Source organism: Pseudomonas sp. BNK-30, assembly GCF_047456185.1.
Classification (GTDB): Bacteria; Pseudomonadota; Gammaproteobacteria; order Pseudomonadales; family Pseudomonadaceae; genus Aquipseudomonas; species Aquipseudomonas putida_E.
The window spans coordinates 917,756-944,419 of the sequence record NZ_CP179904.1; the positions used below are offsets into that span (position 1 = coordinate 917,756).

Below are 26,664 nucleotides of genomic sequence, written 5' to 3' on the forward strand. Positions count from 1 at the left end.
CGAAGGAATCGCTAGCATGGCAGTCGAGACTGATTTTTCGCAGGACGAGAAAAAGCTGACGATCAAGATCAAAGGCCGCTTCGATTTCGGTAAGCATCAGGAGTTTCGCGATGCCTACGAGCGCCAGCCCAAGCGCCCGGACTCGGTGGTGGTCGACCTCAAAGACACCACTTACCTGGACAGCTCCGCCCTCGGCATGTTGCTGCTGCTGCGTGATCACGCCGGTGGCGATGAATCGGACGTGCGCGTGGTGCATGCCAGTTCAGATGTGCGCAAGATCCTTGCCATCTCCAATTTCGACAAACTGTTCGCTATCAGTTGAGCGTCATGACGCCGGCCGAACAGCCGTTGACTGTGCTGGTGGCCGAAGACGGGGCCACGGATAGGCTGTTGCTGGCCCAGATCGTCCGGCGCCAGGGGCATCACGTGTATACCGCCGAAAACGGCCAGCAGGCCGTTGAGCTGTTTGCCGAAAAGCGCCCGCAGCTGGTTCTGCTCGATGCCCTGATGCCGGTCATGGACGGTTTCGAAGCTGCGCGGCAGATCAAGGCATTGGCCGGCGAGGCCCTGGTACCGATCATCTTTCTTACCTCGCTCAACGAGGAAGAGGCCTTGGTGCGCTGCCTGGAGGCCGGTGGTGACGACTTCATGGCCAAGCCTTACAGTGCGGTGATCCTTGGTGCCAAGATCCGCGCCATGGACCGCCTGCGCAGGTTGCAGGCCACGGTGCTGGAGCAGCGTGACCTGATCACCCGGCATCACCATCACCTGCTCAACGAGCAGCGGGTGGCCAAGGCAGTGTTCGACAAGGTTGCCCATTCTGGCTGCATCACGGCGCCGAACATTCGGTACCTGCAGTCGCCTTACGCGTTATTCAACGGCGACTTGCTGCTGGCCGCGTTCACTCCATCCGGCGACATGCATGTGCTGCTGGGTGACTTTACCGGGCATGGGCTACCCGCCGCAGTCGGTGCCATGCCCCTGGCAGAAGTGTTCTACGGCATGACTGCCAAGGGCTACGGCCTGGCGCAGATGCTGCGCGAGATGAACGCCAAGCTCAAGCGCATCCTGCCGGTAGACATGTTCTGTTGCGCACAGCTCCTCAGCCTGAGCGTGCAGCGCGGCTCGGTGGAGGTCTGGAACGGTGGCATGCCGGATGGTTACCGGCTGTCGGCCGGCGGCGAGGTGCTTTCCATGCTGGGTTCGCGCCACCTTCCGCTGGGCATCCTGGCGCCGGAGCGCTTCGATGACAGTACCGAGGTGTTGCCGCTGGCGCCGGGGGAGCGGCTGCTACTGCTGTCCGATGGCGTTGTGGATACAGCCGACGAAGCGCAGACGTTGTTCGGTGTCGAGCGCTTGCGCGCGGTGCTGGCGGCCAATCGTGACCCGGCGCGGCTTTTCGACGAGGTGATGGAGGCGCTGGAGCGCTTCGGCGGGCGCCCCAGGGATGACATCAGCCTGTGTGATATCCGCATGTTCACTGCGCAGGAGCGGGTGCCGGCCCCAACCATCTATTCTGATAGTGGGCGCTCCAGCCCGCTGGACTGGTCGCTGGGCTTCGAGTTGCGCGGTGAGAGCCTCAAACGTTTCAACCCGGTGCCGTACCTTGTGCAGTTGCTGCAGGAAATCCACGGTTTGCGGCCCCGCACCGGCGCCCTGCACAGCGTGCTAAGCGAGCTGTATTCCAATGCGCTGGAGCACGGTGTGCTGGGCCTGGATTCGCGGCTCAAGCGCGATGTGCATGGGTTTGCCGACTATTATCAGGAACGCACCCGCAGGCTCGGTGTGTTGACCGAGGGCAGCGTGCGCATCGATCTGAAGGTGGAACCGATGGCTGCAGGCGGTCGTCTGATGATCGAAGTTCGTGACAGTGGTGCTGGGTTCGATGTGCAGCGGGTGCTGGCGCTTCCTTCCCGTGAGCATGGATTGAGTGGTCGAGGGTTGCACCTGGTACGGCGCCTTGGTAGTAGTGCCGGGTGGCGGGACGGTGGCCGTTGCGCATGGGTGCAGTTCGATTGGTGAGCTGTTTGGCGCTTGAGGCATAATTCTGCTTGATCAAGGAGTGAGCAAGTGACTGACATGCATATTGATCACAGGGTGCTCAGTGAGCTGCAGGAGGTCATGGAAGATGGCTACCTGCAACTGCTGGAAACCTTTCTGGAAGATTCCGGGCGGCGTCTTGACGAACTTCATGGCGCCAGGAACGCCGATGAGTTGGGCGTGGCTGCGCACAGTTTCAAGGGCAGCAGCAGCAACATGGGTGCGGTCGGGCTGGCGCAGCTTTGCCATCAGTTGGAGGAGCGGGTCAAGCAGCGCTCGCTGCATGGCATAGAAGAGCTGATCAACCGCATCGACCAGGAGTATCTTGAGGTGCAGCGTTTCTATCAGGGCGAGCGCAAGCGGGTTTCCGCAGGCTGATCGGCCAGTTGGCTCGACTTTTGCCTGTATGTGCCTGAACGATACCTTTGTTTCTGGCGCGGAGACCCTTCAATGCCTGTCGCACCTAATCCTTTGTTGCAAACCAGTACGCTGAGCAAGCCGTCGCGTGCGGGTGCCTCGCAGGTGGACAAGCCGCTGCAGGCCTCGGGCGGGCAGGGCAGCGGCTTCGATCAGGTCATGGCCAAGCAGGGCAATGACAAAGCGCCGGTACGCGATGACAAGGTTGCCCAGGCCAAGCCCAAAGACAAACCCGAGGTCGCCCACGGCGGCAAGAAAGAGGCGGCCGACAAACCGGCGGTTGCCGATGACGGCAATAAGTTGCCAGCTGACGATCAGGCGCAAGCCGGTGCCGATAGTGCGCCTGGCAGTGAATCGACCTCGCTGGACGCCAGCCTGGTGGCGGGCCAGGTGACCGATGCGCAGCCGGGGGCGCAGTTGCTGCAAGCCCAGGCTGAAGCCGTGGCGCCGGTGCTTCAGGCAGCGGTCCAGTTACCGCAAGCCCCGACAACCGAAGAGCTGCCCGAGGACCCGGCAGCGCAGGCCTTCGACCCTGATGCCGACCCATTGGCCAACTTGCCGACCCTGCGCCTGGCGCTGGAGCAAACTGCCCAGGCCAAGGGCACGACCTCGGCCCACGCCGCCGATCCTTCCCAGGCCGGCGCCGAGGATGGTCAGCCAGCCGTCAATCCCTTGGCGACCTTGATGGACAAGGTCGAGGCCGAGGCAGGGCAATCGGAGAGCGGGGACAAGGCGTTTGGTGCGTTGCTCGAAGATGGCCTCAAAGACACCAAGAGCGCCTCCAGCGACACCCGAATCGACGATTTCGCCAACCGCTTGGCGAGCCTGACCCAGGCTGCCACGGCCAAGACGGCCAATGCCGTGCCGGTGACCGGCAATCCGCTGCATCAGCCGTTGCCGATGAACCAGAACGCCTGGGCCGAAGGTTTGGTCAACCGCGTCATGTACCTGTCCAGCCAGAACCTGAAGTCGGCGGACATCCAGTTGGAGCCGGCCGAGCTTGGCCGCCTGGATATCCGAGTCAACGTGGCGGCCGACCAGGCCACCCAGGTGACCTTCATCAGCGGCCACGCGGGCGTGCGTGATGCGCTGGACAGCCAGGTGCATCGCCTGCGTGAACTGTTTGCCCAGCAGGGGCTGGCGCAGCCGGACGTCAACGTGGCTGACCAGTCGCGCGGGCAGCAACAGCAAGCCCAGCAGGACGGTTCACAGCTGTCCGGCGTTGCCGCACGGCGGGCGCAGAATGGCGGTGGTACCGAGCAGGGTGAGCTTGCCGATGCCTCACGGCCGGTGGAGCAGCAGGTGGTCGTTGGCGACAGTGCGGTCGATTTCTACGCGTGAGTTGCTGATGGCCCTTTCGCAGGCGATAGGGCCGGTACAGGCAAAAATTCCCAATCTGGCATAACACTTGCTCAAGCCACGTCATCCTCATTTGAAACCCCGATGGACGACGGATTATTGGCATGGCGAAGAGCGACGCAGTGAAAGACCCCGCCACTAAAGGCAAACTCAAGCTGATCCTGCTGTTGGTGCTGGCCCTTCTGCTGGCGGTCGGCCTGTCGGTAGGCGCGACCTGGTTCTTCATGCACAAGAGCGAGTCGGCACCCGCGGCCGATCCGGCAGCGGCCAACGTCAAACCGGCGGCGATCTACGAGCCCCTGGCGCCGGCCTTCGTGGTCAACTTCAACCAGAACGGCCGCCAGCGCTACATGCAGGTGAGCATCACCCTGCAGGGCCGCAACCAGGCCGACCTTGATGCCCTCAAGGTGCATATGCCGGTGATCCGCAACAACCTGGTGATGATGTTCTCCGGGCAGGGCTTCGACACCTTGGCCGCCAGCTCCGTGGGCCAGGAAATGCTGCGCCAGAAAGCCACCGCAGTGGTTCAGGAAGTGGCGCAAAAGGAAGTCGGCAAGCCGGTGATAGACCAGCTGCTGTTCACCAATTTCGTATTGCAGTAGGAGTCCGCAATGGCCGTACAGGACCTGCTGTCCCAGGATGAGATCGACGCCCTGTTGCATGGCGTCGATGATGGGCTGGTACAGACCGAGAGCGCTGCCGAGCCTGGCAGCATCAAAAGCTACGACCTGACCAGCCAGGATCGGATCGTGCGGGGGCGCATGCCGACCCTCGAAATGATCAACGAACGTTTCGCCCGTTACACCCGTATCAGCATGTTCAACCTCCTGCGCCGCTCCGCCGACGTGGCGGTTGGGGGTGTGCAGGTGATGAAGTTCGGTGAGTACGTGCATTCGCTGTACGTGCCGACAAGCCTCAACCTGGTCAAGATCAAGCCGCTGCGCGGCACTTCGCTGTTCATTCTGGACGCCAAGCTGGTGTTCAAGCTGGTGGACAACTTCTTCGGTGGTGACGGTCGTCACGCCAAGATCGAAGGCCGCGAGTTCACCCCCACTGAGCTGCGGGTGGTGCGCATGGTGCTGGATCAGTGCTTCATCGACCTCAAGGAAGCCTGGCAGGCGATCATGCCGGTCAACTTCGAGTACATGAACTCCGAAGTCAACCCGGCCATGGCCAACATCGTCGGGCCGAGCGAAGCAGTGGTGGTGTCGACCTTCCATATCGAACTGGACGGTGGCGGCGGCGACCTGCACGTGACCATGCCCTACTCGATGATCGAGCCGGTGCGCGAAATGCTCGATGCCGGTTTCCAGTCCGACCTGGACGACCAGGACGAGCGCTGGGTGAAGGCCCTGCGCGAAGACGTGCTGGACGTTTCCGTACCGCTCAGTGCCACGGTTGCCCGCCGCCAACTCAAATTGCGCGATGTGCTGCACATGCAACCGGGTGACGTGATCCCGGTCGAGCTGCCGGAGCACCTTGTGCTGCGTGCCAATGGCGTACCGTCGTTCAAGGCGCGCCTGGGTTCGCACAAGGGCAACCTGGCGCTGCAGATCATCGACCCGATCGAACGCCGCTGACGGCGTGCCGGTCGCTCACTACGAATTGAATGCCTGTCGAGGACATCATGGCTAACGAAAACGAGATCACCTCCCCGGAAGACCAGGCCCTGGCCGATGAATGGGCGGCGGCGCTGGAAGAAACCGGTGATGCCGGCCAGGCTGACATCGATGCGCTGCTCGGTGGCGACGGCGGTAGCGCCGGTGCCGGCCGGTTGCCGATGGAAGAGTTCGCAAGCTCGCCACGGCCGAAAGAAAACGTCAGCCTGGAAGGCCCGAACCTGGACGTGATCCTGGACATCCCGGTGAACATCTCCATGGAAGTGGGCAGCACCGAAATCAACATCCGCAACCTGCTGCAGCTCAACCAGGGCTCGGTGATCGAGCTCGACCGCCTGGCCGGCGAGCCGCTGGATGTGCTGGTCAACGGCACCCTGATCGCCCACGGCGAAGTGGTTGTGGTCAACGAGAAGTTCGGCATCCGCCTGACTGACGTGATCAGCCCCAGCGAACGTATCAAGAAGCTGCGCTGAGTGAAGGGCACGATACGGGCTGTCACGGCCCTTGCCGCGCTGCTCGCCAGCGAAGTGGTGATCGCCGCTGCCGCGCCGGCCGTGGTGGCCACGCCGCCAGCTGCGGCGCCCGGCAGCCTGGGTGGGCAACTGGCGCAAATGGTGCTGGGCTTGCTGCTGGTGGTGGGCCTGATCTTCTTCCTGGCCTGGTTGCTGCGCCGTATGCAGGGCGCGGCACCCAAGGGTGGCCAGGTTATCGAAGTGATCGGCAGCCGCGCCATCGGCCCGCGTGACCGGCTGTTGCTGGTGCAGGTCGGCAAGGAGCAGATCCTCATCGGCCATACCCCGGGCAGCATCGAGGCCTTGCATGTGCTGGCCGAGCCCGTGGAAGTACCTGCCAGCGCCCGCCAGGCGACGCCGGAGTTTGCCCAGCGCCTTATGGAGCTGATGGGCAAGGATCATAAGGACAAGAAGTGATGAGCGGCGCGCTACGTACCCTGTCGGGCCTGTTGTTGATGCTGGCGCTGCTGTTGGCCGCGCCGCTGGCCTTGGCCGCCGACCCGCTGTCGATCCCGGCCATTACCTTGTCCAACGGCCCGGACGGGCAGCAGGAATACTCGGTCAGCCTGCAGATCCTGTTGATCATGACGGCGCTGAGTTTCATACCTGCGTTCGTCATCCTGATGACCAGCTTCACCCGAATCATCATCGTCTTCTCGATCCTGCGCCAGGCCTTGGGCTTGCAGCAGACACCGTCGAACCAGGTGCTGACCGGCATGGCGCTGTTCCTGACGATGTTCATCATGGCCCCGGTGTTCGACCGGGTGAACCAGGATGCACTGCAGCCGTACCTTAAGGAGCAGATGACCGCCCAGCAGGCGATCGACAAGGCCCAGGGGCCGCTCAAGGACTTCATGCTGGCGCAGACCCGGCAGAGCGACCTTGACCTGTTCATGCGCCTGTCCAAGCGCACCGATATCGCCGGGCCTGATCAGGTACCTTTGACCATCCTGGTGCCAGCGTTCGTCACCTCGGAGCTCAAGACGGCGTTCCAGATCGGTTTCATGATCTTCATTCCGTTCCTGATCATCGACATGGTGGTCGCCAGCGTGCTGATGGCCATGGGTATGATGATGCTGTCGCCGTTGATCATCTCGCTGCCGTTCAAGATCATGCTGTTCGTTCTGGTCGATGGCTGGGCGCTGATCATGGGCACCCTGGCCGGCAGTTTCGGCGGCGTCTGACGCCGTCAAGGAGAGCCTTGCATGACCCCTGAAGTTGCCGTCGACCTGTTCCGCGACGCCCTGTGGCTGACCACGCTGATGGTAGCCATCCTGGTGGTGCCGAGCCTGCTGGTCGGCCTGGTGGTGGCGATGTTCCAGGCCGCTACGCAGATCAACGAACAGACCCTGAGCTTCCTGCCGCGCCTGCTGGTGATGCTGGTGACACTGATCGTCGCCGGGCCGTGGCTTACGCAGAAGTTCATGGAATACATCACGGGCCTGTACACCAGCATCCCGCAGCTGATCGGTTGAGGCGGCCATGCTGGAGCTGACCGACGCACAGATCGGCATCTGGGTCGCCACCTTCATCCTGCCGCTGTTCCGGGTGACCGCGGTGCTGATGACCATGCCTATCTTCGGTACCCGCATGCTGCCGGCGCGCATACGCCTGTACGCGGCCGTGGCCATTACCGTGGTGATCGTGCCAGCGTTACCGCCGTTGCCTGAATTCGACCCGCTGAGCTTGCGCGGCCTGTTGTTGTGCGGTGAGCAGATCATCGTCGGGGCGTTGTTCGGTTTTTCGTTGCAGTTGCTGTTCCAGGCGTTCGTCATCGCCGGGCAGATCATCGCGATACAGATGGGTATGGCCTTCGCATCGATGGTCGACCCGGCCAACGGCGTAAACGTGGCGGTGGTCAGCCAGTTCATGACCATGCTGGTGAGCGTGCTGTTCCTGGTGATGAACGGCCATCTGGTCGTGTTCGAGGTGCTGACCGAAAGCTTTACCACCTTGCCGGTGGGCAACGCGCTGGTGGTCAACCACTTCTGGGAGATGGCTGGGCGCCTTAGCTGGGTATTTGGTGCCGGTCTGCTACTGATCCTGCCGGCAATCGCCGCGCTACTGGTGGTGAACATCGCCTTTGGCGTGATGACCCGCGCCGCGCCGCAGTTGAACATCTTCTCTATCGGTTTCCCGCTGACACTGGTGCTGGGTATGGGCATCTTCTGGGTGGGCCTGGCCGATGTTCTTTCCCACTACCAGGCATTGGCCAGCGAAGCGCTGCAATGGCTGCGTGAACTGGCGAGGGCGCGCTGAGCATGGCTGAGAGCGAGAGTGGTCAGGACAAGACAGAAGACCCCACCGACAAACGCAAGCGCGACGCGCGCGAAAAAGGTGAGATCGCCCGGTCCAAGGAGCTGAACACGGTGGCGGTGACCCTGGCGGGTGCCGGCGGTTTGCTGGCGTTCGGTGGGCACCTGGCCGAGACGCTGCTGGAAATGATGCGCCTCAACTTCAGCCTGACCCGTGAAGTGATCGTCGACGAGGGTGCCATGGGCGCCTTCTTGCTGGCCTCGGGCAAGATGGCGATCTGGGCAGTGCAGCCGGTGCTGATCTTGCTGTTCGTGGTGGCATTCATTGCGCCCATCGCGTTGGGCGGCTTTCTGTTCTCCGGCAGCCTGCTGCAGCCAAAATTCAGCCGCATGAACCCGCTGGCGGGGATCAAGCGCATGTTCTCTATGAATGCCCTGACCGAGCTGCTCAAGGCCGTTGCCAAGTTCGTCGTCATCCTGGTGGTGGCGTTGGTGGTGCTGGCCAACGACCGCCAGGCGTTGCTGGCGATCGCCAACGAGCCGCTGGACCAGGCGATCATCCATAGCGTCCAGGTGGTGGGGTGGAGTGCATTGTGGATGTCGGCGGGGCTGTTGCTGATTGCCGCAGCAGACGTGCCGTTCCAGCTTTGGCAGACGCACAAGAAGCTGAAGATGACCAAGCAGGAGGTCAAGGACGAGTACAAGGACAGCGAAGGCAAGCCTGAGGTCAAGCAACGGATTCGCCAGTTGCAGCGCGAGGTGTCGCAGCGGCGCATGATGGCTGCCGTACCCGATGCGGATGTGATCATCACCAACCCGACCCACTATGCCGTGGCGCTGCAGTATGACCCCGAGAAGGGTGGGGTGGCACCGCTGCTGCTGGCCAAGGGTACGGATTTCATTGCCTTGAAAATTCGCGAGATCGGGGTCGAGCACAAGGTGCAGATTCTAGAGTCGCCTGCGCTGGCGCGTGCGATCTACTACTCCACCGAAGTCGAGCAGGAGATTCCCGCAGGGTTGTACCTCGCGGTGGCGCAGGTGCTGGCGTATGTGTTCCAGATCCGTCAGTACCGGTCCGGCAAGGGCAAGCGGCCGGAGCCGTTGAAGGAAGATTTGCCGATACCGCCGGATTTGCGGCGTGATGGTTGAGGTATACAGGTAATTGGCCTCTTTTTTGTAGGAGCGGCCTTGCGTCGCGAAGGGGCTGCGATGAGTCCCCTGGTTGTCAGCGGCGCTGCATGAATTGCCGGGGCTGCGATGCAGCCCTTTCGCGACGCAAGGCCGCTCCTACAGGCAAATAAAAGTGACCTGAGCAAAGTTGGAAAGCTTCTTGCAAAGCCACGCCCAAGCGTCCCTTGGGCGTCAAAGTTTTGCTTGAAGAGGGCTCTCGGTGGATCGCAGTCAGTTAATCAACAACGCACGCCACAACCTGGCCGGCCTGGGCCGGGGCAACCTGGGTGTGCCGCTGTTGCTGCTGGTGATGTTGGCAATGATGATGTTGCCGATACCGCCGTTCCTGCTCGACGTGTTCTTCACCTTCAACATCGCGCTGTCGATCGTGGTCCTGCTGGTCTGCGTGTATGCCTTGCGGCCACTTGATTTTGCCGCCTTCCCCACCATTTTGCTGGTCGCGACGCTGCTGCGACTGGCGTTGAACGTCGCCTCCACGCGCGTGGTCATGCTCCATGGCCAGGAGGGCCATGGTGCCGCAGGCCAAGTGATCCAGGCTTTCGGTGATGTGGTGATCGGCGGCAACTATGTGGTCGGTGCGGTGGTGTTCGCCATCCTCATGATCATCAACTTCGTGGTGGTCACCAAGGGTGCCGGGCGCATCTCTGAAGTGAGCGCGCGTTTCACCCTCGACGCCATGCCCGGCAAGCAGATGGCGATCGACGCCGACCTCAATGCCGGCCTCATCGATCAGGCCCAGGCCAAGGCGCGGCGCGCTGAGGTCGCTCAGGAGGCCGAGTTCTACGGTTCGATGGACGGTGCCAGCAAATTCGTGCGCGGTGACGCCATCGCCGGCCTGTTGATCCTGTTCATCAACCTCATCGGCGGCATGCTCATTGGCATGCTCCAGTACAACATGTCCTTCAGCGAGGCCGGCAAGGTCTACGCGCTGCTGACCATCGGTGACGGTTTGGTGGCGCAATTGCCATCACTGCTGCTGTCTACCGCTGCTGCGATCATGGTGACCCGTGCCTCCGGCTCCGAGGACATGGGCAAGCTGATCAACCGGCAGATGTTCGATTCGCCCAAAGCGCTGGCGGTATCGGCAGGCTTGATGATCGTCATGGGCCTGGTGCCGGGCATGCCGCACTTCGCTTTCATCAGCCTTGGCCTGTTGGCCGGCGGTGGTGCCTATCTGGTGTGGAAGAAGCAGCAGAAGGCCAAGCTCGCCGCGCAGCAAGAGGTGCAACGCCAGCAGGACCTGTTGCCGTCGCCGCAACGGGCGATGGAAACCAAGGAGCTTGGCTGGGATGACGTGACGCCGATCGACATGATCGGCCTGGAGGTCGGCTACCGCCTGATCCCGCTGGTCGATCGCAACCAGGGTGGGCAGTTGCTGGCCCGGATCAAGGGGGTGCGCAAAAAGCTCTCCCAGGACCTGGGCTTCCTCATGCCCACCGTGCACATCCGCGACAACCTCGACCTGCAGCCCAGTGCCTACCGTCTGACGCTGATGGGCGTGATTCTGGCCGAGGCCGAGATCTACCCGGACCGCGAGCTTGCCATCAACCCGGGGCAGGTATTCGGCACCCTCAACGGTATCGCCGCCCGTGACCCGGCCTTCGGCCTGGAAGCGGTCTGGATCGATATTGGCCAGCGCGCCCAGGCGCAGTCGCTGGGCTACACCGTGGTCGACGCCAGTACCGTGGTTGCCACCCACCTCAACCAGATCCTGCAGAAGCATTGCCATGAACTGATCGGCCACGAGGAAGTGCAGCAACTGCTGCAGGTGCTGGCCAAGGCTTCGCCTAAACTTGCCGAAGAGCTGGTGCCTGGTGTCATTTCCTTGTCGGGGCTGCTCAAGGTCCTGCAGGCACTGCTCGCCGAGCAGGTGCCGGTGCGTGACATCCGCAGCATTGCCGAGGCCATCGCCAATAATGCCGGCAAGAGTCAAGATACCGCCGCGCTGGTGGCGGCAGTGCGCGTCGGATTGTGTCGCGCCATCGTGCAAAGCATTGTCGGCGTTGAGTCCGAGCTGCCTGTGATCACTCTTGAGCCAAGGTTGGAACAGATTTTGCTCAATAGTCTGCAAAGGGCCGGGCAAGGTCAGGAAGACGGTGTTCTTCTGGAGCCGAGCATGGCCGAAAAGCTGCAGCGTTCGTTGATCGAAGCGGCCCAGCGTCAGGAGATGCAGGGCCAGCCGGCCATCCTTCTGGTTGCCGGCCCGATCCGAGCCATGCTGTCGCGCTTCGGCCGCCTGGCTGTACCGAATTTGCATGTTCTGGCGTATCAGGAAATACCGGATAACAAGCAAGTCACCATCGTTGCCACCGTGGGCCCCAACGGCTGAGGTAGTGGGTTATGCAAGTTAAGCGTTTTTTCGCCGCCGATATGCGCCAGGCCATGAAGCTGGTCCGTGATGAGCTGGGCTCCGACGCCGCCATCATCGGTAACCGGCGCATCGCTGGCGGTGTCGAACTGACGGCCGCGCTGGACTACAAACTGTCCGCGTTGGCCCCGCGCGTGCCCAATGCCGAGCTCGAGCACGAGCTGCGCAAGACCCAGACGCGCATCGCCACGGCCCAGGCCGAGCTGGACAACCGCAGTGATGCCACCGAAGGCAGCCGCCAATTGTTCGCCGGCCAGTCGCTGACCGCCTCGCAGCCGTTGATCGAACCGCATGTGGATGTACCGGCCCCTGCAGCACCTGCTGCGCCGGCACCGGTCGACCCGCGCCTGTTCGATGCCATGCGCTCTGAGCTGTCGGGCCTGCGCGAGCTGCTGGAAGTGCAGCTTGGCTCGCTGGCCTGGAGCCAGCTGCAAGGCAGCAAGCCGGCGCAGGCCAACCTCTGGCGCCGGCTGCAGCGCATCGGCCTGTCCGGGCCGATCGCCCGCGAGTTGCTTGACCTCACCGCCGAAATCGAGGAGCCGCGCCAGGCTTGGCGCATGCTGCTGGCGCACTTGGCACGCATGATCGAAGTGCCTGAGATCGAACCGATCGAAGAGGGTGGTGTGATCGCCATGGTCGGCCCCGCCGGCATGGGCAAGACCACCACCCTGGCCAAGCTGGCGGCGCGCTATGTGCTCAAGTACGGCCCGCAGAACCTGGCCCTGGTCAGCATGGACAGTTTCCGCATTGGTGCCCAGGAGCAGCTCAAGACCCTGGGGCGCATCCTCAACGTGCCGGTGACCTATGTAGACCCCGGCCAGTCGCTGGCCCAGGCGTTGGAGCCGCTGCTGCGCAAGCGCGTGGTGCTGATCGATACCGCCGGCCTGCAGGCCAGCGACCCGGCCCTGCGCATGCAGCTGGAAAGCCTCGCCAGCCGCGGCATCGCCTCGAAGAATTACCTGGTGCTGGCCACCACCAGCCAGAAGCAGGTGCTGACGGCTGCATATCACAGCTACAAACGCTGTGGGCTGGCCGGCTGCATCCTGACCAAACTCGATGAAACGGCGAGCCTCGGCGATGTGCTGAGCCTGGCCATCAGTCATGAACTGCCCGTTGCCTATCTTACCGATGGCCCGCGCATTCCTGACGACCTGCACTTGCCGCGGGCGCACCAACTGGTTACCCGCGCGGTCAATGTGCAGTTGCAGGACGAGCCCAGCGAAGAGGCCATGGCCGACATGTTCGCTGATCTCTATCACAACCCAAGGAGAGCGGGTTGATGATCAAGCGTATGCAAAATACCTACACCAAGGGGGCCGCAGTCATGCCCCACGTGTGGCTTGGGTCCAAGCGAGACAAGGTGAACAACGAACATGGGTAGCATGCATCCCGTACAGGTGATCGCCGTAACCGGTGGCAAAGGTGGCGTCGGCAAGACTAACGTTTCAGTGAACCTGTCTCTGGCGCTGGCCGAGCTCGGCCGCCGGGTCATGCTGCTGGACGCCGACCTGGGCCTTGCCAACGTCGACGTATTGCTGGGCCTGACCCCCAAACACACCCTGGCCGATGTCATTGAAGGGCGCTGTGAGCTGCGCGACGTGCTGTTGCAGGGGCCGGGCGGGGTGCGCATCGTGCCGGCGGCCTCTGGCACCCAGAGCATGGTGCACCTGGCCCCGGCCCAGCATGCCGGGTTGATCCAGGCCTTCAGCGAGATCGGCGACAACCTCGACGTGCTGGTGATCGACACCGCTGCAGGGATTGGTGACTCGGTGGTCAGCTTCGTCCGTGCGGCCCAGGAAGTGCTGCTGGTGGTGTGCGACGAGCCGACCTCGATCACCGATGCCTACGCGCTGATCAAGCTGCTCAATCGCGATTATGGGATGAACCGTTTCCGCGTGCTGGCCAACATGGCGCAGAGCCCGCAGGAAGGGCGCAACCTGTTCGCCAAGTTGACCAAGGTCACCGACCGCTTCCTCGACGTTGCCCTGCAATACGTCGGCGCCGTGCCGTACGACGAGTGTGTGCGCAAGGCGGTGCAGAAGCAGCGGGCAGTCTACGAAGCCTTCCCCCGTTCCAAGTGTGCGCTGGCCTTCAAGGCCATTGCGCAGAAGGTCGACAGCTGGCCGTTGCCGGCCAACCCGCGCGGGCATCTGGAGTTCTTCGTCGAGCGCCTGGTGCAGCCCACCAGCGCAGGGCCGGTCCTATGAGTGCGAGCGGGTTCAAGATGTACAGCAAGGCGTCCAAGGACGCCCAGTACGATCTGGTTGAACGCTACGCGCCGCTGGTCAAGCGCATTGCCTACCACCTGCTGGCGCGCCTGCCTGCCAACGTGCAGGTGGAAGACCTGATCCAGGCCGGCATGATCGGCTTGCTTGAGGTGGCCAACAAATACGACGCCAGCAAGGGCGCCAGCTTTGAAACCTATGCCGGCATCCGCATCCGCGGCGCCATGCTCGACGAGGTACGCAAAGGTGACTGGGCACCGCGCTCGGTGCACCGCAACACGCGCATGGTCAGCGATGCGATGCGCGCTGTGGAAGCAAGAACCGGCCGTGACGCTAAAGATCATGAAGTTGCGGCCGAACTCAAGTTGAGTCTCGATGATTACTACGGGATTTTGAACGATACCCTGGGTAGCCGCCTGTTCAGCTTCGACGACCTGTTGCAGGACGGCGAGCACGAAGGGTTGCACGAGGAGGGCGCCAGTGGCCAGGTCGAGCCGTCGCGCGACCTGGAAGACGAGCGCTTCCAGGCCGCACTGACCGATGCCATCGCCAACTTGCCGGAGCGCGAGCGGCTGGTGCTGGCGCTGTACTACGACGAAGAGCTGAACCTCAAGGAAATCGGTGAGGTACTGGGGGTCAGCGAATCGCGTGTCAGCCAGTTGCACAGCCAGTGCGCCGCGCGACTGCGCAGCCGCCTTGGGGAATGGCGGGCGCGTTGAGCCCGGGGTCGTTGCAGTCGTTTTCACGTTGTACCGAATTGATTGAATGCGCGCTCGGGGCCGAGCGCGTTTGAGACTGCTTGGAGGTCTAATTGAACAAAGACATGAAAATCCTCATCGTTGACGACTTTTCGACGATGCGGCGGATCATCAAGAACCTGTTGCGTGATCTGGGCTTCACCAATACCGACGAAGCCGACGACGGCACCACGGCATTGCCGATGCTCGAAAGCGGCCATTACGACTTCCTGGTGACCGACTGGAACATGCCTGGCATGTCCGGCATCGACTTGCTGCGCAAGGTACGTGCCCACGACCGCCTGAAGGCCATGCCGGTACTGATGGTGACGGCCGAAGCCAAGCGCGACCAGATCATCGAAGCGGCTCAAGCCGGCGTGAATGGGTATGTGGTCAAGCCGTTCACCGCCCAGGTGCTCAAAGAAAAGATCGAGAAGATCTTCGAACGCGTCAACGGCTGAACAAAGTCAGGGGGCGCCATGGAATCAACACAAACGTCTTTGGGGGAGTTTGAGTCAACCCTGAAGAAGCATGCCCAGGAACTGGTCGAAAGCCTGGAACGGGGCCGGTTCGGCGAGGCGGTGCAGCTGATTCATCAGCTCAACCAGACCCGCGACCGCGGCTTGTATCAGGAAGTCGGCAAGCTCACCCGCGAGCTGCACAGTGCGATCGTCAGCTTCCAGATCGACCCGCGCATGCCGCAGGCCGAGGAAGTCTCGCAGATCACCGACGCCACCGAACGTTTGTCCTATGTGGTCAAGCTTACCGAAGGCGCCGCCAACCGCACCATGGACCTGGTGGAGGAGAGCACGCCCGTGCTCAACGACCTGGCCGCTGAGGCGCAGAACCTGAGTGTCGACTGGCAGCGCTTCATGCGCCGCGAAGTCGCTGCGCCGGAATTCCGCGAGCTGGTCAAGCGTGTCGACAGTTTCCTGACGCACAGCGCTGAAGGTAACCGCAAGGTATCTGGCCACCTCAATGACATTCTGCTGGCTCAGGACTATCAGGACCTGACCGGCCAGGTGATCAAGCGGGTGACCGCGCTGGTGACCGAAGTCGAAAGCAATCTGCTCAAGCTCGTGCTGATGGCCAGTCAGGTCGACCGTTTTGCCGGTATCGAACATGACCACCAACAGCTGCGCGCTGAAAAAGATGAAGAAAAATATCCGGCTCGGGGTGAAGGTCCGCAGATTCATGCCGATAAGCGTGAAGACGTTGTGTCCGGTCAGGACGATGTCGATGATCTGCTGTCCAGCCTGGGTTTTTAAGGAGCACGTTTAATGAGCTTCGGCGCCGATGAAGAAATCCTTCAGGATTTCCTGGTAGAAGCCGGCGAAATTCTTGAGCAACTGTCCGAGCAACTGGTCGAGCTGGAAAGCCGGCCCGATGATGCCGACCTGCTCAATGCGATCTTTCGCGGTTTCCACACTGTAAAAGGGGGCGCCGGCTTCCTCCAGCTCAATGAGCTGGTGGAGTGCTGCCATATCGCCGAGAACGTGTTCGACATCCTGCGCAAAGGTGAGCGCCGGGTCGACGCGGAACTGATGGACGTGGTGCTCGAAGCGCTGGATACGGTCAACAGCATGTTCGGCCAAGTGCGCGAGCGCAGTGAAGTGACCCCGGCCACGCCCGAGTTGCTGGCGGCCTTGGCCCGCCTGGCCGAGCCGGGTAGCGTCGAAGCTCCTGCGCCGGTGGCCGAGGCTGTGCCTGCGCCGGCCGAGCCTGCCGCCGAGGCAGACATCACCGACACCGAATTCGAGCAGTTGCTCGATTCGCTCGATGCGGTCAAAGCCCAAGCAGCGGCTGCCGAACAGCAGCTGCAGGGCGAAACGTTGGCCGGCTCCGGTGACGAGATCACCGACGACGAATTCGAGTCGTTGCTTGACCAGTTGCACGGCAAGGGCCAGTTCTCGGCCGAAGTCGTTGCCACTGAGCCCGTGGCCGCTGCAGCCAGCGCGCCAGCCAGCGACGAAATCACCGACGAAGAGTTCGAGTCGCTGCTGGATCAGCTGCACGGCAAGGGCACGTTCCAGGCGGACGCGCTGCCTGCTGCCGTTGCTCCGGTGGCCGGTGAAGTGCCAGCTGCCGGTAGCGGCGATGAAATCAGCGAGCACGAGTTCGAGGCATTGCTCGATCAGTTGCATGGCAAAGGCAAGTTCACCGGCGATGCCGTGACCGCTGAAGCGCCCGCCGCCGTTGCCACCCCTGTCGCCGCCAAGCCGCAAACCCAGCCTGTGGCCAAGCCGGCACCGGCACCTGCTGCTGTGGCCAAGCCTGCCGCGCCGGCCCGCGTGCCCGCACCGGCTGCCGAGAAGCACGCAGTCAGCGAAGCGGAAACCACCGTGCGCGTCGACACTGCGCGCCTGGACGAGATCATGAACATGGTCGGCGAGCTGGTGCTGGTGCGTAACCGCCTGGTGCGCCTGGGCCTGAACAGCGGTGACGAGGCCATGTCCAAGGCCGTGTCGAACCTCGATGTGGTCACGGCCGACTTGCAGACTGCGGTGATGAAGACCCGCATGCAGCCGATCAAGAAAGTCTTCGGCCGCTTCCCGCGCCTGGTCCGCGACCTGGCCCGCCAGTTGAAGAAAGAGATCAACCTGGAACTGGTCGGTGAAGAGACCGACCTGGACAAGAACCTGGTCGAGGCATTGGCCGACCCGCTGGTGCACTTGGTGCGCAATGCGGTTGACCACGGTGTCGAGATGCCTGAAGAACGTGAAGCCTCGGGCAAGGCGCGTACCGGCCGCGTGGTGCTGTCGGCCGAGCAGGAAGGCGACCACATCCTGCTGTCGATTTCCGACGACGGCAAAGGCATGGACCCTAACATTCTGCGCGCCAAGGCCGTGGAAAAGGGCTTGATGGACAAGGACGCCGCCGACCGTCTGAGCGAGTCGGACTGCTACAACCTGATCTTCGCTCCGGGCTTCTCGACCAAGACGGAAATCTCCGATGTGTCCGGCCGTGGTGTCGGTATGGACGTGGTCAAGACCAAGATTTCCCAGCTCAACGGCTCGATCAACATCTTCTCGGCCAAAGGCCAGGGTTCGAAGATCGTCATCAAGGTGCCGCTGACGTTAGCGATCATGCCGACCCTGATGGTGATGCTGGGCAACCAGGCGTTCGCCTTCCCGCTGGTCAACGTCAACGAGATTTTCCACCTGGACCTGTCGCGCACCAACGTGGTCGACGGCCAGGAGGTGGTGATCGTACGCGACAAGGCGCTGCCGCTGTTCTACCTCAAGCGCTGGCTGGTTCAGGGCCAGGTGCATGAGGAGCAGCGCGAGGGCCACGTGGTGATTCTGTCTGTGGGCACCCAGCGCATCGGCTTCGTGGTCGACCAACTGGTCGGCCAGGAAGAAGTGGTGATCAAGCCGCTGGGCAAGATGCTGCAGGGCACCCCGGGCATGTCCGGCGCCACCATCACCGGCGACGGTCGCATTGCGCTGATTCTCGACGTACCGAGCATGCTCAAGCGTTACGCGGCGCGGCGTATTTGATTTCGGTGGCGCGCCCTTGCCGGCTGCGCCACCTAATGGAGTGTTTATGGCAGTCAAGGTCCTGGTGGTGGATGATTCGGGTTTCTTCCGCCGCCGCGTCTCGGAAATCCTCTCGGCGGACCCGACGATCCAGGTCGTCGGTACCGCGACCAACGGCAGGGAAGCGATCGACCAGGCGCTGGCGCTCAAGCCCGATGTCATCACCATGGACTACGAAATGCCCATGATGGATGGCATCACCGCAGTGCGGCACATCATGCAGCGCTGCCCGACGCCGGTGTTGATGTTCTCCTCGCTGACCCACGAAGGCGCCCGGGTGACCCTCGACGCGCTGGATGCCGGTGCGGTGGATTACCTGCCGAAGAACTTCGAGGACATCTCCCGCAACCCGGAGAAGGTCAAGCAGATGCTGTGCGAGAAGGTTCACACCCTTTCGCGCAGCAACCGTCGTTTCGGTGGTTACGCAAGCCCCGCTGCGGCGGCTGCGCCGGCACCTGCCAGCGTTGCGCACACCGCCACCAGCAGCCTGGCCAGCCCGGCGCCAACGCGCAGCGTGGCGCCTGCCCGTGCGGCGGCGGCGTCAACCCATTCGCCAGCGCCCAAGCGCAAGCCCTACAAACTGGTGGCTATCGGTACGTCGACCGGTGGCCCGGTCGCCCTGCAGCGGGTACTGACGCAACTGCCTGCCGGGTTCCCGGCGCCGATCGTGCTCATCCAGCACATGCCGGCGGCGTTCACCAAGGCTTTTGCCGAGCGCCTGGACAAGCTGTGCAAGATCAGCGTCAAGGAAGCCGAGGACGGCGACTTGCTGCGCCCAGGCCTGGCCCTGTTGGCCCCCGGTGGCAAGCAGATGATGATCGATGGCCGGGGCACGGTGAAGATCCTGCCCGGTGACGAGCGCTTGAACTACAAGCCCTGCGTGGACATCACCTTCGGTTCGGCAGCCAAGTCGTACGGTGACAAGGTGCTGTCGGTGGTGCTTACCGGCATGGGCGCCGACGGCCGTGAGGGCGCGCGCCTGCTCAAGCAGGGTGGCAGCACCGTGTGGGCCCAGGATGAAGCCAGTTGCGTGATCTATGGCATGCCCATGGCCATCGTCAAGGCCAACCTGGCCGATGCGGTGTACAGCCTGGATGAGATCGGCAAGCACTTGGTCGAGGCGTGTGTCTGATGGATGTCCTTAGCCTGATCGGTCTGATCCTGGCCTTCGTCGCCATCGTCGGTGGCAACTTTCTCGAAGGGGGCCATGTCGGGGCGCTGCTCAATGGCCCGGCAGCCCTGATCGTGTTGGGCGGTACCCTGGCGGCGGCGCTTTTGCAGTCACCGTTGTCATCGTTCAAGCGTGCCTTGCAGATCTTGCGCTGGATCATCTTCCCGCCACGGGTTGACCTGGCTGGCGGTATCGACCGGGTGGTGAACTGGAGCCTGACCGCACGCAAGGAAGGCCTGCTGGGCCTGGAGGGTGTGGCCGATGGCGAGCCCGACCCGTATGCCCGCAAGGGCTTGCAGTTGCTGGTCGACGGCGCCGAGCCCGAGGCCATCCGCAGTATCCTCGAAGTCGATTTTCTCACCCAGGAAGGCCGCGATATCCAGGCTGCCAAGGTGTTCGAAAGCATGGGTGGCTATGCGCCGACCATCGGTATCATCGGTGCGGTGATGGGCCTGATCCACGTGATGGGCAACCTGGCCGACCCGTCGCAGCTGGGCAACGGCATCGCTGTGGCGTTCGTTGCCACCATCTATGGCGTGGCCAGTGCCAACCTGATCCTGCTGCCGGTCGCCAGCAAGCTCAAGGCCATTGTCATGCGTCAGTCGCGCTACCGCGAAATGCTGCTCGAAGGCCTGTTGTCGATTGCCGAGGGTGAGAACCCGCGTTCGATCGAGTTGAAGCTGCAAGGCTTCATGGAGTAACCCATGCGTCGCCGTCGCCATACCGAAGAACACGAAAATCACGAGCGCTGGCTGGTGTCGTACGCCGACTTCATTACCTTGCTGTTCGCTTTTTTCGTGGTCATGTACTCGATTTCCTCGATCAACGAGGGCAAGTACAAGGTCATTTCGCAAGCACTGCTCGGGGTGTTCAACGACCCTGAGCGGAGCATGAAGCCAATCCCTATCGGCGATGAGCAACCGCTCAGCATCAAGCCGGCCGAGCCGTTGATCAAGGACAGCGAGCAGACCGACGCAGGCCTTGCGCAGAGCAGCGTCGACCCACTCAAAGCCATCAGTGACGACGTACGCGATGCCTTCGGTGACCTGATCAAGTCCGACCAGATGACCATCCGCGGAAACGAGCTGTGGGTGGAGATCGAGCTGAATTCCTCGCTGCTGTTCGGCAGTGGCGATGCCATGCCCAGCGACAAGGCTTTCGACATCATCGAGAAGGTGGCGAATATCCTCAAACCGTTCGCCAACCCGGTGCATGTCGAAGGCTTTACCGACAATCTGCCGATCCGTACCGCGCAATACCCGACCAACTGGGAGCTGTCTTCGGCGCGGGCGGCGAGCATCGTCCGCCTGCTGGCGATGGAAGGCGTCAACCCGGCGCGCATGGCCTCGGTGGGGTATGGCGAATATCAGCCTGTGGCCGGCAATGACACTGCTGAGGGCCGGGCGCGAAACCGCCGTGTGGTGCTGGTGATCTCCCGCAACCTTGAAGTACGCCGCAGCCTGACCGGCTCCGGCAGTGCCAACGCCACACCGGACGCTGCCTTGCGCCGCGCTGGCACACAAAGTGCACCGGCAACCCCAGCAGCGATGGCGGGGCAGTGACTCGTCAATTCTCTGTCACCGCAAACCCATTGCGGTCCGGAAAACCGGATCGCACAGGGGTCAGCGGCCTCCATGAATCAAGAGTTGTCCTATGAGAGTCTGGGCAGTAGCCAATCAGAAAGGCGGGGTCGGCAAGACCACCACCACTATCGCCCTGGCCGGTTTGCTGGCCGAGGCGGGCAAGCGCGTGGTCGTCGTCGACCTCGACCCGCATGGTTCGATGACCAGCTATTTCGGGCACAACCCCGATGCTCTGGAGCACAGCTGTTACGACCTGTTCCTGCACAAGGGCCAGGTGCCGGACGGCTTGCCCGGGCAACTGCTGCTGCCCACCAGCGACCAGCGTATCTCGCTGCTGCCCTCGAGTACCGCATTGGCGGTGCTGGAGCGTCAGTCGCCGGGGCAGAGTGGCCTGGGCCTGGTGATCGCCAAGAGTCTGGCGCAGCTGTGGCAGGACTTCGACTTCGCCCTGATCGACAGCCCGCCGCTGCTCGGGGTGCTGATGGTCAATGCACTGGCCGCCAGCCAGCAACTGGTGATTCCGGTGCAGACCGAGTTCCTCGCGGTCAAGGGCCTGGAACGCATGATCGGCACGCTGGCCATGATCAACCGTTCGCGCAAGCAGGCCTTGCCGTACCAGATCGTGCCGACCCTGTTCGACCGCCGTACCCAGGCCTCGCTGGGTACGCTGAAAGTGCTACGTGATGCCTATGAGCATCAGGTATGGCAGGGCTACATTCCGGTCGATACGCGCCTGCGCGATGCCAGCCGCAACGGCGTCACGCCGTCACAGTTCGATGGCAAGAGCCGCGGCGTGATCGCTTACCGGGCATTGCTCAAGCACCTGCTCACCTACAAGACTGCAGTACAGGTGGCTTCATGACGGTGAAGACCGGTACCCGGCCGCAACTGGCCCTGCAATCCTATCTGGATGGTCTGCTGCAGGAAGCCACCGAGGCTGAGGGCATTCTTGACCTGCCGGCTGCGAGCGACGAATTTGCCGCTGCCGTGCGCGAAGAACAGGCCCGAGATGCGCAGCCGCAGGTCCAAAGCCCTGCAGTCAGCATCCCGGCAAGGCCTTTTGCCGAACCGCAGGCCGGGGTGCTTGCGACCGTCTTGCCGGTCGAAGCGCCGGTCGTGGCGGTGGTCGAGACCAAGGTGGTGGCCGAAGCCGCCATTCCTGTACTGACCCAGGTTCAGTCGCCCGAGCCCGTCGCGCCGCTGGTTGAAGTCAACCTGCCCGCGCCGAGTGCGCCCGTGCCACCGGCAACGGTCGATGGTCGCCCGGCCTGGGCGGCCGAGCCCTTCGAGTGCCTGCTGTTCGACGTCGCCGGGCTGACGCTGGCGGTGCCGCTGGTGTGCCTGGGCTCTATCTACAGCCTGGAGGGCCAGGAGCTGACGCCGCTGTTCGGCCAGCCGGACTGGTTCCTTGGCATCCTCACCTGTCAGGCGGGCAACCTGAAGGTGCTGGACACGGCGCGCTGGGTCATGCCGGATCGCTACCGGGACGATTTCCGCCAGGGCCTGCACTACGTCATTTCCGTTCAGGGCTACGAATGGGGGCTGGCGGTGCATCAGGTCAGCCGTTCGCTGCGCCTGGACCCGTCCGAGATCAAATGGCGCAGCCAACGTGGCCAGCGACCGTGGCTGGCCGGCACGGTGATCGAACACATGTGTGCGCTGCTGGACGTCGCCGAACTGGCCGAGCTGATCGCCAGTGGCGCGGTCAAGCAGTTGCATGCCAAACACAAATAACTGCGAACACACCGCCATCGGCGGAATTTGAGGGCTAGGGGAATGAAAAAGTCGTCTGCACAAGGTTCGGAAGATCCGATTCTGCAATGGGTAACCTTCCGTCTGGACAACGAGTCCTACGGCATCAATGTCATGCAGGTGCAGGAAGTCCTGCGCTACACCGAGATCGCCCCGGTACCGGGTGCGCCGAGCTACGTGCTGGGTATCATCAACCTGCGTGGCAATGTGGTGACGGTGATCGATACCCGTCAGCGCTTCGGCCTGATGCCTACCGAGGTGACCGACAACACCCGTATCGTCATCATCGAGGCTGACAAGCAAGTGGTCGGCATCCTCGTCGACAGCGTCGCCGAGGTGGTCTACCTGCGTCAGTCGGAGATCGAGACTGCGCCGAACGTGGGTAACGAAGAGTCGGCCAAGTTCATCCAGGGTGTATGCAACAAGAATGGAGAACTGTTGATCCTGGTCGAGCTGGACAAGATGATGACCGAGGAAGAGTGGTCCGAGCTGGAGAACATCTGAGTTGATTTTCGAGGTTGCTGTCATCTTCCTGGCGCTGTTGTGGGCGCTGAGCCTGTGGTTCTTCCTCAACTACAGCAAGCGCCAGCGCGAACTCGCTGCCCAGCAGGCCCTGGGCGATGCGGTGCGTGACCAGCGCATCAAGGACCTGGCCAAGCGCCTGGATGACTACCAGAACGGTACCGTGCGCATGGGTGAAGCCATCCATGAGTTGCGCGCGGTGGTGGCCACCTTGCCAGACCGGTTGGAGCGTCTGGAGCAACGCGACCCGAGCAATGTCACCTTCAGCCAGGCGGCCAAATTGGTAGGGATGGGGGCGAGTGTGTCGGAGTTGACCGAAAGCTGCGGATTGACGCAAGCCGAGGCCGAGCTGATGAGCAAGTTGCATCGCAGCGAGTAGTTGAAGCAGCGAGTAGTTGAAAAGGCGACCCAGGTCGCCTTTTCCTTTTCTGTACCGGCTCGTTCAAGCCAGTCTGCGGCTCACACAAACCCCAATGAATAAGCCGCTCAGGGCCTGACCCAGGAATTGAATCCGCCGATCCTGGCAATCCGGTCAAGCGGGAGCATCTGCCTTTGCACCGCCCGCAAGTCAGTAAGGTTCACGAACTGCCATGAGTGGGTTCGGGGGAAGGCGTACAGGTTGATGATCTGGCGCATGACGCCGAGCTCTGGCAGGTGGCGATCGACCATGTCGGTGAGCAGCCTCGGCCCGGTGAGGCGGCAAAGGGTCTGGGCATATTGATAGAAGCCGTGCGGGTCAGTTTGCAGGGTAGGCTTGCTGTCGTAGAAGCCTGGTTCCTCCAGGTAGCGCGCATGCATCTCTTCGAGGATTGCCCTTAGTGTCGGATTACCCGCATGGCTGCCTATCAGGCTGCTGTTATAGAGGGTGTTCATGCCCATTTTTTCATTGGACACAGGGGGGTAGAGCAGCAGGCCGCTTTCGGTGGTGGCGAGTGTCACGTCATCAAGCCGCTCACCCGGTTGCCCCCTGGGTACACCGTCGATGACCGAAGGGTACTCACCCGGTGCCAGCAATGCATCGTCGATGTCCATGTACAAGCCTCCCTCGTGCTCTAGCAGGGCAAAGCGCAAGATGTCTGCGGCGGAGGCAAAGTTGCTGGCCACGCCGCCGTTCCCGTTGATCGCCGCCTGATACTGGGTGTAGTTGTCGCTGCCCCGCAAGCTTGCATAGAACGGCTGGTCTTCAAGTGCCAGTACCTCGACCCCCGGGGCATGCGCTGTCAGGCGAGCCAGGTTTTCCTGGAAGGCAGCAGGCTCGGCCCTGGAAAGATAGAGACGCAGCGCGTACTGCGTATCCTGCACTTTCAGGGCGTTGCTGGCGACGTTGTCGATCAACAAGTCCGGAATGACCTTGTCGCCCACCCACACGTTGAGGATCTGCTTGGGGATCGGGCGCAGGTCTGCGGCGTGTGGCGCGGGCAAATCGATGGGGAGCTCCAAGTCCACGCCCAATGCACGCAGGGTTGCCATGCGCATGGCATTGGTGACCGGACGCGTTCGCACATCTACTTCAACCAGGTTGAGCGAGCCCGGCGTTGCGATGTAATAGGTCGGCTCGACCTCATTCAGATCGCTTTCCAGGCGAAAGGCATCAGCCTCCATGTCATAAATCACTTCTGCGTGGTAACCACCGATCATTGCTGCGAGCAGGTCAGGCGTGCCGTCGTAGCGAGGCGTCCTGACAATCGCCCCGGCAACGTCAGTGTTTGCCTCAGCAAGCGGAGCAATAGGGTCCGGTATATGGAAATAATCAGCCACTTCGGCCAGCGGCAGGTGGGGTGGCGTGGTGGGGCTCAGGGGGTAGCCAAGTTTCCCGTTTACTCTGCTGGGTAGCACGAAACCATCGTTTTTGATGCGCAGCAGCGTGGGGGCTTCGGACAAGCCGGCAGTGATCAGCGGCGCGGCATTGAGCAACCCGAAGACCGACGTACTGACGCCTTCGGCTTTCTGTTGTGCGCTCTTGCCTTCAATGGCCTGGTCCAGGCCCAGGCCAAACTGGGCGACGCCGCCCAGGGCGAACAGCGGGGCCAGCTCGGGTACCACCAAAGCCAGAGGGGCCAGCAGGTTGATCGCTGAGTTCAGGTAGCCGCGCCACCTGGCCTTGGTCACCTCACGGTCGCTGGTGATGATGAAACTCGCATCCTGGTAGCTGCGCTGCTTCTGGCGTTTGGCCAAGGTAAGGAACAGGTCGCCCTGGATCAGCGGGCTGTAGTCCTTGGCCTTGTAGTTGATGTAGTCCTTTGGTGGCCAGATGCCTTCTGCCGTGAAACCGGGGCGGTTGCTGTCCAGGTGATAAGGCTCTGGATAGCTGCCAAGGCCGCACAGGGCAGTGTGAAGGCCGCTGTAGCTCAAGCCGTCTTCGCGGTCAGCGAGCGTGAAGTGGGCTTGAAGTGCATCGCGTTTGTCGGGTGCGCGGCATTGTTCGGCGAACCAGTCCAGCAGGGCCTGTTTGCCCCTGAACTCATGCAGCGGCGAAGCGTTGCCCGGAATGTAGAGCAGAACCAGGTCGCTGACGGCGTCGTTGATACACAGCAGGTCGGTGGCCGCATAACCGTACACATTCAGCAGCCTGGCCCGCACCCTCGGTTTGCTGCTGGCCGTGCCGTCGCTGCGCAGTACCGGGGCCGCAGCTTCCAGGCCGCATGTCTGCCAGGCCAGTTGCCTGCCAGCGTCAGTGAGGCTGCCTTCGGCCACTTGCTTGTTGCAGGCGGCGATGAAGTTGATTTTTGCACCGATGCGGTAGTGGTCGAAGTGAGCATCCCAGTAGCTGTCGAGCATCGACTTGTAATGCTCGTGCAAGTCCAGTTCCCAGATAAAGGACTCAAAGGCCTCGGCGTCCAGTGGTACATGGGTGCTGGCGTTGTATTGCTGCTTGTCGCTATGCCTGAACAGGCCGTTGTAGACGCCATACGGTGAGTGGTTGCCCAGCAGGCTTTGGTCGCGCAGGCTGTCGACGATGGTCAGCGGGCCATCGGGTAGATGTCCGGCCCAAGGCGCACCGATTGCCGCGCCCAGCCAGTTGTTGGCCGATTCACCTTGCCAGTTCGACAGCACCGCTTGGGTCAGTGTCATTTTCTGCGCAATGACGGCAACCCAGCCGAGCTTGGGGTTGAACTGGCAGTGCAGCGTGACGGCATCGACCCTGTCGGGGTCAAGGTCTATGGTGCGTTCTTTGGCCCACTGGCGTATGGCGTCGGCTGCTGCCCGGTCCGGGCGCGGAAAACCGGCGAGGCTGTCGCGCACATATTGCACACCCTTGGCATTTACGTATCGGTTCTTCATGGAATTCACTTTCGCAGTGGGGAAGGGCTGGCAAAAGTGACTTGTGCAGAGAGGGGGGTGGGGCTAATTAATTGTGGGGTTGTTCACCGGCC

27 protein-coding genes are annotated in these 26,664 nt (G+C 62.4%); 26 read left to right on the forward strand and 1 reads right to left on the reverse strand.

Features of this window, described 5'->3' with window-relative positions:
* Nucleotides 1-16 precede the first annotated feature (16 nt).
* The 26 genes from ACMGGN_RS04345 (at nucleotide 17) to ACMGGN_RS04470 (ending at nucleotide 23,669) form a co-directional block, all read left to right on the forward strand.
* Nucleotides 17-322: an STAS domain-containing protein gene (locus ACMGGN_RS04345; protein WP_012315519.1), complete on the forward strand. Its 306-nt coding sequence runs from the start codon at nucleotides 17-19 to the stop codon at nucleotides 320-322.
* Between the two features lie 5 nt (nucleotides 323-327).
* Nucleotides 328-2,022, forward strand: coding sequence for a fused response regulator/phosphatase (locus ACMGGN_RS04350; RefSeq protein ID WP_115274185.1), 1,695 nt, complete (start codon nucleotides 328-330; stop codon nucleotides 2,020-2,022).
* A 57-nt stretch (nucleotides 2,023-2,079) separates the two neighbouring features.
* Complete coding sequence (locus ACMGGN_RS04355) at nucleotides 2,080-2,418, forward strand: Hpt domain-containing protein (protein WP_115275502.1); 339 nt, start codon at nucleotides 2,080-2,082, stop codon at nucleotides 2,416-2,418.
* Between the two features lie 72 nt (nucleotides 2,419-2,490).
* Nucleotides 2,491-3,798 carry a flagellar hook-length control protein FliK gene (locus ACMGGN_RS04360; protein WP_115274186.1) on the forward strand — a complete coding sequence of 436 codons (1,308 nt, stop codon included), beginning with the start codon at nucleotides 2,491-2,493 and terminating at the stop codon, nucleotides 3,796-3,798.
* A 122-nt stretch (nucleotides 3,799-3,920) separates the two neighbouring features.
* Nucleotides 3,921-4,418: a flagellar basal body-associated protein FliL gene (gene fliL / locus ACMGGN_RS04365; protein ID WP_039601488.1), complete on the forward strand. Its 498-nt coding sequence runs from the start codon at nucleotides 3,921-3,923 to the stop codon at nucleotides 4,416-4,418.
* A gap of 9 nt (nucleotides 4,419-4,427) precedes the next feature.
* Nucleotides 4,428-5,396 carry a flagellar motor switch protein FliM gene (fliM, locus tag ACMGGN_RS04370; RefSeq protein WP_012315514.1) on the forward strand — a complete coding sequence of 323 codons (969 nt, stop codon included), beginning with the start codon at nucleotides 4,428-4,430 and terminating at the stop codon, nucleotides 5,394-5,396.
* 47 nt (nucleotides 5,397-5,443) lie between these two features.
* Nucleotides 5,444-5,908, forward strand: a complete 465-nt coding sequence (fliN, locus tag ACMGGN_RS04375) for a flagellar motor switch protein FliN (RefSeq protein WP_012315513.1) — start codon at nucleotides 5,444-5,446, stop codon at nucleotides 5,906-5,908.
* Nucleotides 5,909-6,364, forward strand: a complete 456-nt coding sequence (gene fliO / locus ACMGGN_RS04380) for a flagellar biosynthetic protein FliO (RefSeq protein WP_046785348.1) — start codon at nucleotides 5,909-5,911, stop codon at nucleotides 6,362-6,364.
* Nucleotides 6,364-7,131 (forward strand): flagellar type III secretion system pore protein FliP, encoded by a 768-nt coding sequence (gene fliP / locus ACMGGN_RS04385; protein ID WP_012315511.1) that lies wholly within the window; start codon nucleotides 6,364-6,366, stop codon nucleotides 7,129-7,131. Before fliO ends, fliP begins: the two co-directional genes overlap by 1 nt.
* A gap of 21 nt (nucleotides 7,132-7,152) precedes the next feature.
* Nucleotides 7,153-7,422: a flagellar biosynthesis protein FliQ gene (gene fliQ, locus ACMGGN_RS04390; RefSeq protein WP_012315510.1), complete on the forward strand. Its 270-nt coding sequence runs from the start codon at nucleotides 7,153-7,155 to the stop codon at nucleotides 7,420-7,422.
* Nucleotides 7,423-7,429: 7 nt separating this feature from the next.
* Entirely contained in the window at nucleotides 7,430-8,206 is a 777-nt protein-coding gene (gene fliR, locus ACMGGN_RS04395) for a flagellar biosynthetic protein FliR (RefSeq protein WP_414156483.1), read from the forward strand.
* A 2-nt stretch (nucleotides 8,207-8,208) separates the two neighbouring features.
* The gene (gene flhB / locus ACMGGN_RS04400) at nucleotides 8,209-9,351 is read left to right on the forward strand and encodes a flagellar biosynthesis protein FlhB (RefSeq protein ID WP_046785347.1); all 1,143 of its coding nucleotides are present in this window, start codon (nucleotides 8,209-8,211) and stop codon (nucleotides 9,349-9,351) included.
* Nucleotides 9,352-9,592: 241 nt separating this feature from the next.
* A complete protein-coding gene (flhA, locus tag ACMGGN_RS04405) occupies nucleotides 9,593-11,722 on the forward strand; it encodes a flagellar biosynthesis protein FlhA (protein ID WP_046785346.1) in 2,130 nt (709 codons plus the stop codon).
* An 11-nt stretch (nucleotides 11,723-11,733) separates the two neighbouring features.
* Complete coding sequence (flhF, locus tag ACMGGN_RS04410) at nucleotides 11,734-13,041, forward strand: flagellar biosynthesis protein FlhF (RefSeq protein ID WP_046785345.1); 1,308 nt, start codon at nucleotides 11,734-11,736, stop codon at nucleotides 13,039-13,041.
* A gap of 93 nt (nucleotides 13,042-13,134) precedes the next feature.
* Nucleotides 13,135-13,968 (forward strand): flagellar synthesis regulator FleN, encoded by an 834-nt coding sequence (fleN, locus tag ACMGGN_RS04415; protein ID WP_011534890.1) that lies wholly within the window; start codon nucleotides 13,135-13,137, stop codon nucleotides 13,966-13,968.
* Nucleotides 13,965-14,705 (forward strand): RNA polymerase sigma factor FliA, encoded by a 741-nt coding sequence (fliA, locus tag ACMGGN_RS04420; protein WP_012315498.1) that lies wholly within the window; start codon nucleotides 13,965-13,967, stop codon nucleotides 14,703-14,705. The genes fleN and fliA overlap by 4 nt, the downstream gene beginning before the upstream one ends.
* 104 nt (nucleotides 14,706-14,809) lie before the next feature.
* Nucleotides 14,810-15,184 (forward strand): chemotaxis response regulator CheY, encoded by a 375-nt coding sequence (locus ACMGGN_RS04425; RefSeq protein WP_115274187.1) that lies wholly within the window; start codon nucleotides 14,810-14,812, stop codon nucleotides 15,182-15,184.
* Between the two features lie 18 nt (nucleotides 15,185-15,202).
* Entirely contained in the window at nucleotides 15,203-15,991 is a 789-nt protein-coding gene (locus tag ACMGGN_RS04430; RefSeq protein WP_039601990.1) for a protein phosphatase CheZ, read from the forward strand.
* Nucleotides 15,992-16,003: 12 nt separating this feature from the next.
* Nucleotides 16,004-18,223, forward strand: a complete 2,220-nt coding sequence (locus tag ACMGGN_RS04435; RefSeq protein ID WP_414156484.1) for a chemotaxis protein CheA — start codon at nucleotides 16,004-16,006, stop codon at nucleotides 18,221-18,223.
* Between the two features lie 46 nt (nucleotides 18,224-18,269).
* Nucleotides 18,270-19,394 carry a protein-glutamate methylesterase/protein-glutamine glutaminase gene (locus tag ACMGGN_RS04440; RefSeq protein WP_174142091.1) on the forward strand — a complete coding sequence of 375 codons (1,125 nt, stop codon included), beginning with the start codon at nucleotides 18,270-18,272 and terminating at the stop codon, nucleotides 19,392-19,394.
* On the forward strand, nucleotides 19,394-20,134 hold the full coding sequence (locus ACMGGN_RS04445) for a flagellar motor protein (RefSeq protein WP_012315493.1): 741 nt from the start codon (nucleotides 19,394-19,396) through the stop codon (nucleotides 20,132-20,134). Before ACMGGN_RS04440 ends, ACMGGN_RS04445 begins: the two co-directional genes overlap by 1 nt.
* 3 nt (nucleotides 20,135-20,137) lie before the next feature.
* On the forward strand, nucleotides 20,138-20,995 hold the full coding sequence (gene motD / locus ACMGGN_RS04450) for a flagellar motor protein MotD (RefSeq protein WP_046785341.1): 858 nt from the start codon (nucleotides 20,138-20,140) through the stop codon (nucleotides 20,993-20,995).
* A 91-nt stretch (nucleotides 20,996-21,086) separates the two neighbouring features.
* Nucleotides 21,087-21,878, forward strand: a complete 792-nt coding sequence (locus ACMGGN_RS04455; protein WP_046785340.1) for a ParA family protein — start codon at nucleotides 21,087-21,089, stop codon at nucleotides 21,876-21,878.
* Complete coding sequence (locus ACMGGN_RS04460) at nucleotides 21,875-22,750, forward strand: CheW domain-containing protein (protein WP_115274189.1); 876 nt, start codon at nucleotides 21,875-21,877, stop codon at nucleotides 22,748-22,750. Before ACMGGN_RS04455 ends, ACMGGN_RS04460 begins: the two co-directional genes overlap by 4 nt.
* 42 nt (nucleotides 22,751-22,792) lie before the next feature.
* Nucleotides 22,793-23,272, forward strand: coding sequence for a chemotaxis protein CheW (locus tag ACMGGN_RS04465; protein ID WP_003254393.1), 480 nt, complete (start codon nucleotides 22,793-22,795; stop codon nucleotides 23,270-23,272).
* A 1-nt stretch (nucleotide 23,273) separates the two neighbouring features.
* On the forward strand, nucleotides 23,274-23,669 hold the full coding sequence (locus tag ACMGGN_RS04470; protein ID WP_119687533.1) for a DUF2802 domain-containing protein: 396 nt from the start codon (nucleotides 23,274-23,276) through the stop codon (nucleotides 23,667-23,669).
* A gap of 107 nt (nucleotides 23,670-23,776) precedes the next feature.
* Here the strand turns inward: ACMGGN_RS04470 and ACMGGN_RS04475 are convergent, their stop codons facing one another.
* Nucleotides 23,777-26,572, reverse strand: a complete 2,796-nt coding sequence (locus ACMGGN_RS04475) for a dermonecrotic toxin domain-containing protein (RefSeq protein ID WP_119687532.1) — start codon at nucleotides 26,570-26,572, stop codon at nucleotides 23,777-23,779.
* Nucleotides 26,573-26,664: the final 92 nt, after the last annotated feature.